This is a genomic window from Marinitoga arctica (genome assembly GCF_054657315.1).
Genome location: NZ_BAAHYY010000028.1, coordinates 22,559 through 29,777 on the forward strand (window position 1 = coordinate 22,559; position 7,219 = coordinate 29,777).

At 24.9% G+C, this 7,219-nt stretch carries 8 protein-coding genes and 1 tRNA gene; 2 read left to right on the forward strand and 7 right to left on the reverse strand.

Annotation, left to right across the window (positions count from 1 at the left end; all coding sequences use genetic code 11):
* Positions 1–53 precede the first annotated feature (53 nt).
* The 7 genes from ACYQ44_RS08145 to ACYQ44_RS08175 form a co-directional block, all read right to left on the reverse strand.
* The gene (locus ACYQ44_RS08145; protein WP_459996498.1) at positions 54–1,712 is read right to left on the reverse strand and encodes a methyl-accepting chemotaxis protein; all 1,659 of its coding nucleotides are present in this window, start codon (positions 1,710–1,712) and stop codon (positions 54–56) included.
* Between the two features lie 97 nt (positions 1,713–1,809).
* On the reverse strand, positions 1,810–2,457 hold the full coding sequence (locus tag ACYQ44_RS08150) for an endonuclease III domain-containing protein (protein ID WP_459996499.1): 648 nt from the start codon (positions 2,455–2,457) through the stop codon (positions 1,810–1,812).
* The gene (locus ACYQ44_RS08155) at positions 2,447–3,409 is read right to left on the reverse strand and encodes a 2-hydroxyacid dehydrogenase (RefSeq protein ID WP_459996500.1); all 963 of its coding nucleotides are present in this window, start codon (positions 3,407–3,409) and stop codon (positions 2,447–2,449) included. The genes ACYQ44_RS08150 and ACYQ44_RS08155 overlap by 11 nt, the downstream gene beginning before the upstream one ends.
* Positions 3,410–3,484: 75 nt before the next feature.
* Positions 3,485–3,573, reverse strand: a tRNA-Leu gene (locus ACYQ44_RS08160).
* Between the two features lie 107 nt (positions 3,574–3,680).
* Positions 3,681–4,058, reverse strand: coding sequence for a hypothetical protein (locus ACYQ44_RS08165; RefSeq protein WP_459996501.1), 378 nt, complete (start codon positions 4,056–4,058; stop codon positions 3,681–3,683).
* A complete protein-coding gene (locus ACYQ44_RS08170; protein WP_459996502.1) occupies positions 4,058–4,459 on the reverse strand; it encodes a DUF2089 domain-containing protein in 402 nt (133 codons plus the stop codon). The genes ACYQ44_RS08165 and ACYQ44_RS08170 overlap by 1 nt, the downstream gene beginning before the upstream one ends.
* A 12-nt stretch (positions 4,460–4,471) precedes the next feature.
* Positions 4,472–4,999, reverse strand: a complete 528-nt coding sequence (locus ACYQ44_RS08175; RefSeq protein ID WP_459996503.1) for a hypothetical protein — start codon at positions 4,997–4,999, stop codon at positions 4,472–4,474.
* Positions 5,000–5,274: 275 nt separating this feature from the next.
* Here ACYQ44_RS08175 and ACYQ44_RS08180 point away from each other — a divergent pair, with 275 nt between their 5' ends.
* Both ACYQ44_RS08180 and ACYQ44_RS08185 read left to right on the forward strand, forming a co-directional pair.
* Entirely contained in the window at positions 5,275–5,967 is a 693-nt protein-coding gene (locus ACYQ44_RS08180; RefSeq protein ID WP_459996504.1) for a metal ABC transporter solute-binding protein, Zn/Mn family, read from the forward strand.
* Between the two features lie 36 nt (positions 5,968–6,003).
* Positions 6,004–7,179, forward strand: a complete 1,176-nt coding sequence (locus tag ACYQ44_RS08185; RefSeq protein ID WP_459996505.1) for a BaiN/RdsA family NAD(P)/FAD-dependent oxidoreductase — start codon at positions 6,004–6,006, stop codon at positions 7,177–7,179.
* The last annotated feature ends 40 nt before the right edge of the window (positions 7,180–7,219 follow it).

Here is a 7,219-nt window from a genome sequence, read left to right on the forward strand (position 1 = left end):
AAAATCCCCTTATTGATAAAGGGGATTTTTATATATAATAAGATTATATAATTTTAAAATTTAAATTCGGATAAAGCATTATTTAAAAGATCAACACTTGTTTGTAAATCTCCTGCAATCTCGGCTAAATTATCTGCCATACTTTGTATTTCTCCACTTGATTCTTTCATATTGCTAATATTTTCAAAATATTTGTTTAAAGATTTATTTATATTTGTAAAAGCTTCAGCAATTGTTTGGGATGAAGCATTTTGCTCTTCAGCAGAAGCAGCTAAAGTTTGTGCCCTTTCAGAAAGTATCGATGTTTGGTTTAAAATCTTATCTAATTCTTTATTCAAAGAATTAGAATTTTCTGTTACTTTTTCCATTGTATCTTTTACTGTATGTATTTGATTTGTTGATTTATCAACATTTATTTTTATTGAACCTAATATATTAGATATTTCATCTGTTGCATTTCTGGTTTCTTCAGCTAATTTCCTTATTTCATCTGCTACTACTGCAAAACCTTTTCCTGCTTCTCCTGCTCTCGCAGCTTCTATTGCAGCGTTTAATGCTAAGAGATTAGTTTGTTCAGCAATATTAGAAACTTGCTCTATGACTTCAGTAATTTTGCTTGCATAACTTTCTAATTCTTTTATTTCATCAATAGTTTTTAATGTTTCGTTATCAGCATTTTCTATTGATATGTCCAAAGCTTGCATAACTTTTTTTCCATCATTAGTTGCTTGTTCCAAAACACCAGCAACATTAGCAAGTTCTATAGCTGCATTAGCAACTTCATCAGTAGAACGAGAAATTTCTTTTATTGAATCTGTAGTTCTATCTGTTTCACTTTCCATAGCTTTTGCTTCTTCTGCCATCATATCAAAAGTTGCTTTAAATTCTTCAATTATTGCATTTGATTCTTGAGCACTTCCTGAAACATTATCTGCAGAAATTTTTATACTTTCCATGCTTCTTTTTATAAAATCAAATGTTGGTCTTAATTTCTCTCCAACAAGATGATACATTTTTTTTGCAATAATCCCAATCTCATCATTTGATGTAATATTAGCAGAAACTGTTAAATCACCTTCGGCAATTTTTTCAAGTTCTTTTAAAGGAGATAAAGATTTTTTTAGGACATATATAGCATAAATCCCAGTTAATAACGATATTAAAAATAATGTTAGTTGAAGATTTTTCATGAATGAGACTTTTTTTTCTGATTCAAGTTGGAACAAAGTAACTCCTTTATTCATTTCAACTAATAATGGTACATTATTAGATAAAAGATAGTCTAAGGATTCTTTATTATCGGATTTTATAAATTCATCCATGTGAGTTTTAAAAATTATCCATAATTTTTTTACATTTTCAAGTTGATCTTTCGCTTCTTTTGGTGCTGGAGGAACATTAACTAATTTTTCCCACGCAAGATCGAAAGGAGCTTTTCCACCATCTTTTAATGCGTTTAATGTAGTATCAAAAACTTTAATTGTGTTTAATAAACTTTCTTTAGTTTTTTCATCTTTAAATATATAATAGGTTAAAGCTTCTTTTGTCATTCTTTGTGTTAACATCCTTTGTCTTCCAGCTAAGTTTATTACAAGGCCGTCATCCTTTTGAAGATTAGTAATGTATAGAGTTGAAAAATAAGTTAACAAAGATATTAAAACAAATAATACTATAGGTATTCCTAATTTAACATAAAGACTTTGTTTTTTCATACTAATTCTCCCCCAATCTTTATACGATAAACGTATATATTTATATAGATTAATATATTATATAAAAAATCAATATTTAGTTAATAATAAAATTTAATTACAAATTTTTATTACATAAGCTTTTAAGCTTACAATTTTCGCAAAATGGTTTTTTTTTACAGATACTTTTTGAATGCTCTACAATTAAACCATGAAAATTTTTATATATTATTAAATCTTGTGGTATGTTTTTTTCAAAAAATTTTTGATATTCATCGTAAGTATTTTTTATGTTTAACCCAATTCTTGAAAACATTCTTTTAGTGTATGCGTCTATTACAAAACTCATTTTATCAAAAGCATATAATAAAATGGAATCCGCAGTTTCTTTTCCAATACCTTTAATTTTTAATAATTCATTTCTTAATTCATTTTTGTTTTTTTTCTTAATAATATCAAATAAAAAATCATATTTTTCAAACCATTTTAATAAGTTTTTTAGATACTTAGCTTTAATGGTGTAAAATCCTGAAGGTTTTATCAATTCTTCTAATTTATTAATATGAATATTATATAAATCTTTTGGATTCATCAAATTATTTTTTTTAATGTTATTTAATGATTTTTCAACATTATTCCAATTTGTATTTTGAGTTAATAATGCTCCAATCATTATTTCAAATTTAGTATTCCCAGGCCACCAACCTTCTGGAATTATATATATTTTTTTTAACTGATAATATATTTCTATTAAATTAATATACATTATTTGGAGGTATCTCCCCTTTCAATGCTGAAATAACATTATCAGCAACCATTTCTGCCATTTTATCTCTTGTTTCAAAAGTTGCACTTCCTGTATGTGGTGTTAAAACAACGTTGTCGAGTTCTATTAGTTCTTGGGGGATTTTTGGTTCTTCTTCATATACATCTAAACCAGCACCTGCAATCTTTTTCTCTTTTAAATATTTAATTAATATTTTTTCATTAATTACAGGCCCTCTAGCAGTATTAATAATAATTACATTTGGTTTCATCATTGAAAATTCTTTTTCATCTAATAAATGATATGTTTCCTCTGTTAATGGAGTATGTAAAGATATATAATCTGAATTTTTTACAATTTCATCTAATGTTGCATATTTTATACCTAATTCTTTTTCTTCTTCTTCATTTAATCTATTTCTTTTATAATATAATACATTCATTTCAAACCCTTTTGCTCTTTTAGCCATTTCTTTGCCAATTCTTCCCATACCAATAATACCTAACGTTTTACCTTTAATATCATATCCTAAAAATAATTTTGGTCTCCAACCAACAAATTTTCCTGATCGAACAAATTTATCACTTTCAACTATTTTTCTTGAAACTGCAAATAATAATGCCCACGCCAAATCAGCCGTTGCATCGCTCAAAACACCTGGTGTATTAGTTACATATATACCAGCTTTTTTTGCAGCCTCAATATCTATATTATTATATCCAACTGCATAATTCGAAATGACTTTTAATTTTCCTTTTCCAGCTTCTATTACTTCTTTATCAATATTATCACTTAATAATGTTACTAAAGCATCGTAATTTTTTGCTAATTCAATTATTTCTTCATGGGATAATGTTCTATCTTCCTTATTAATCCATAATTCAAAACCAGCATCACTTAATTTTTTTTCAGCTATTTCAGGAATTTCATAAGTAAATGCTACTTTTGCCATAAAATCACCTCCAAATATTTCATATTTAATTTATATTATAACAAAAAAACCGGCTATTAAAAAGCCGGTAATATTTGGTGCCGAGAGTGGGACTTGAACCCACACGAGGTTTCACCCTCAGTGGATTTTGAGTCCACCGCGTCTGCCAATTCCGCCATCTCGGCAAAACCAAATTTATTATACCATTAAATAAACTTTTAGTCAAGACTTTATTAAAAAATTAAATATTTCTAAAGAATAAAGTAATTTAATATTATAATAATCACTTTAATTATTCAATGAATATTTTTACAATGTCTCCATCTTCAGTGTTTACGTCTACAATATTTTCTCCTTCAAATTCATCAAAATTGATATTTTCTAGTGCTTCAACTATTTGATCTACTTGTTCTTTACTTATGTTTGCTCCTTGTTGAGCTAATCCTAAAGGTATTAATGCTTTGGCCATTTTTATTAATCCAAGGGGAATTTTGACATTAACTTTATCCCCATTTCCTGAATTAACTTTAATAACTAATTTTCTTTTAGTTTTAGTATTAGTATTTTCTTTTTTTGTTTCAAAAAATGCTTCTATTAAATCAGCAGCTTCTTCAATTTCAATTTTATCTTCTTTCACCATAGTTAAAACTCTTAACAATTCTTCCCTCATCATTTTACCCCCTTTAATGATTTTAATTTTTCAATTGCTTCTTTTGGTTTTAATAACCCTTTTTCTAAGTCGTCAATAATTTTCTTTTTTTCTAAAATTAGATTTTCATCTTTTGAACTTTTTGATAAATCTTCACTGGAAACAAATCCTAAATCTGCTAATAGTTTGTTAAACTTATTTAATACTGTAGGGTAAGAAACTTTTAATATTTCAGAAACTTTAGATAGATTTCCACGATTCAATAAATAAAGTCTTAAAAATTCTACATTTTCATTACTTAATGTTGCAAATTCATTCATTTCAAATTCGCCTTCTAATTTTGAACCACAATTTGAACATTTTAAAACTTCAATATGCATTTTTTTATTGCACACAGGACAAATAATTGGAGCTTTATACATATAATCATCTCCTTACGCCACATATATTTTTATTTTTGTTTTTCCACTATTAGTTTCTACATCTATAAAGTCCCCATAAAAATCGTAAATATAGTTAACAGACTCAATTATAACATTTATGATTTCATCAATATCAATATTAAATTCAGCATTTTTTTCATTAATTTTAGATTTAATAGTTTTCTTTAACAAAGGTTTTAAACTATATAATAAAGGTTTTGTTGATATCAAAATTCCTATTGGAAAAACCAAATTAACCTTAGTATCTTCTGTGTTTACACTGATTACAAATTTTGTTCCAACAGGATATTTCATTTTTTCTGAAATTATTCCAGCTGCTGTTTCTGAATCATTTTCATCTATAATTTTTTTTATAGCTTTTTTTAATAAAACTTTTTGAGATTTTTTTCTTTTAAATGCAGAATAATAAATATAAAAGATATATAATCCCAAGCCTATGAAAAACGATGCCCAAAACATTTTTGCCCCAAAAAAAATTAAAATAACACCATATAAAATTAGTAATATTGATCCAATCATTTTACCACCTCCACATTAAATATTATAATGTATTTTTTATATTTTGTCAAGTGGTTATTTATAAATTATAAAACATTTTTTTTATTTTATAAAAAACTATTCTTATACTTGATAGAATGTTAATAGTAAATAATGGTAAATATAAGATATAAATATTTATTCTAAAAATTTATTCCAAATTTAACTATACATCTTTCTTAAATTTTCATTTTATTTTTCTTTTTTATATAAAAATATGATATAATAACAACTTGAAAAGGAATTGGAGGTTAGATATGAAGAAATTATCCACATTATCATTTATACTTTTTATTATCCATATATTTTCTTTGAATATTATTACATCTTTTAAACCATTAGAGCTGATAGTAAGAGAGCTAGCACCAGAAGCTAACATAAGAACAGTTTATAACGATTATGACTCGTTTTTAAATTTAAATGTAAACTCAAATGATTTTGAAAATGTCGATTTATTTGTCATTCTTGATAAAGAAATTAATTTAGAAAAAAATATAAATAGTGTTGTACTATCAGAAGGTGTATTGTATTATCCATATGAAGAAAACCCTTTTATCTGGTCAGATCCATTATATACAGTAGTTATTGCTTATAAAATAGAAAAAAGGTTAGAAATTTTATTCCCTGAAAAATCTATTGAATTTAGGAATAATTTACTTGATTTTACACAGAAAATTGTTGATTTATCCGATGACTTTTCTAAATATATTAAAAATAAAAAAATCAATATTGTGGATTCTAATAATATTTTTATTCATTTTTATAAAAGATATAATATAAAATATACTAGGAATTTATCTTCAAAAGATCAAATTAATTTCTCAAACTACAAAAAAACAAGTATTTTAAATAAAACAAATGGCAAAAAATTTTTTATAGATGTATTTGCAAGTGAATATAATAATATTATAGATTATTATAAACAAATTATTGATATTATTGTTAATTAAAGACAGTTTTTCTGTCTTTTTTTTTTGGAGGTAGAAATGAAATATGATGTCATTATAATAGGTGCAGGAGCAGCTGGATTGTTTTGCGCTTCTAAAATTAAAAATAAGAAAGTTTTAATTTTAGAAAAAAATATTAGCCCTGGAAAAAAACTATTAATTTCTGGTGGCGGGAAATGTAATTTTACTAATAATGATGATATAGAAGATTTGATAACCCATTATAATAAAAGAAATTTTGTTAAAAAAGCTCTGTTTAATTATTCAAACAAAGATTTATTAAAAGATATTGATTTTAAGTATACAATTACAGAAGAAGGGAAAATTTTCCCAAAAACCATGAATTCAAAAACCGTATTAAAGTGGCTTTTAAATAATATAAATAAAAATACAAGTATTAAATTTAATACAAAAATTAGTAATATTGAAAAAAAAGATATATTCAAGATAAAAACAAATCACGGAGAATTCAAATCTGATATTTTAATAGTAGCCACTGGTGGCAAGTCTTATCCTATTTTAGGAACAAATGGTGATGGATACAATATCGCAAAAAAATTTGGACATAATATAATAAATCCAAAACCAGCTTTGAGCCCTATTATAATTAAAAACTATCCTTTTAAAGATTTATCTGGAAGTACTATAAATGTAATAATAAAAAAAGGGAAAAGCAAATATTATGGAAGATTGTTATTTACTCATAAAGGTTTTTCAGGACCTGTTGTTTTAAATAATTCTAGATATTTTGAAAATGGAGATAAACTTTCTATTTCTTTTGTGAATTTTAACAATGAAGAATTATTTAGAAATGATCTTCAAAAAAAAATGAATAAAAATATTTTATTATTTGATGTTTTAAAAAAATATAATTTGTCAAAAAGATTTATTGCTATAATGTTTAAAAAAATAAATCTTGATAAAAGAATAAAATGCAATGTTCTGAGCAAAAAAAATAGAAATTTAGTAATAAATTATTTATATAACCAGAAATTTGTTATTGATAAAGTTGGAGATTTTAATATTGCAATGGTAACATCAGGAGGTATTGATACAAAAGAAATAGACTCCAAAACTATGGAATCCAAGATTGTAAAAAATTTATATTTTATTGGCGAAGTCATTGATATAGACGGTGATACAGGTGGATATAATATTCAATGGGCTTTTTCTTCTGCGAAAAGTGCAGCCGACTTTATAAACAAAAATTTTTAAATATTGTTAAATCTCTTTGAAATTATTAATCCCAGCAAAA

Coding starts and splice junctions, on each gene's coding strand:
- ACYQ44_RS08145 (WP_459996498.1), bottom strand. CDS start 1,712: ATGAAAAAACAAAGTCTTTATGTTAAATTAGGAATACCTATAGTATTA.
- ACYQ44_RS08150 (WP_459996499.1), bottom strand. CDS start 2,457: ATGTATATTAATTTAATAGAAATATATTATCAGTTAAAAAAAATATAT.
- ACYQ44_RS08155 (WP_459996500.1), bottom strand. CDS start 3,409: ATGGCAAAAGTAGCATTTACTTATGAAATTCCTGAAATAGCTGAAAAA.
- ACYQ44_RS08165 (WP_459996501.1), bottom strand. CDS start 4,058: ATGAGGGAAGAATTGTTAAGAGTTTTAACTATGGTGAAAGAAGATAAA.
- ACYQ44_RS08170 (WP_459996502.1), bottom strand. CDS start 4,459: ATGTATAAAGCTCCAATTATTTGTCCTGTGTGCAATAAAAAAATGCAT.
- ACYQ44_RS08175 (WP_459996503.1), bottom strand. CDS start 4,999: ATGATTGGATCAATATTACTAATTTTATATGGTGTTATTTTAATTTTT.
- ACYQ44_RS08180 (WP_459996504.1), top strand. CDS start 5,275: ATGAAGAAATTATCCACATTATCATTTATACTTTTTATTATCCATATA.
- ACYQ44_RS08185 (WP_459996505.1), top strand. CDS start 6,004: ATGAAATATGATGTCATTATAATAGGTGCAGGAGCAGCTGGATTGTTT.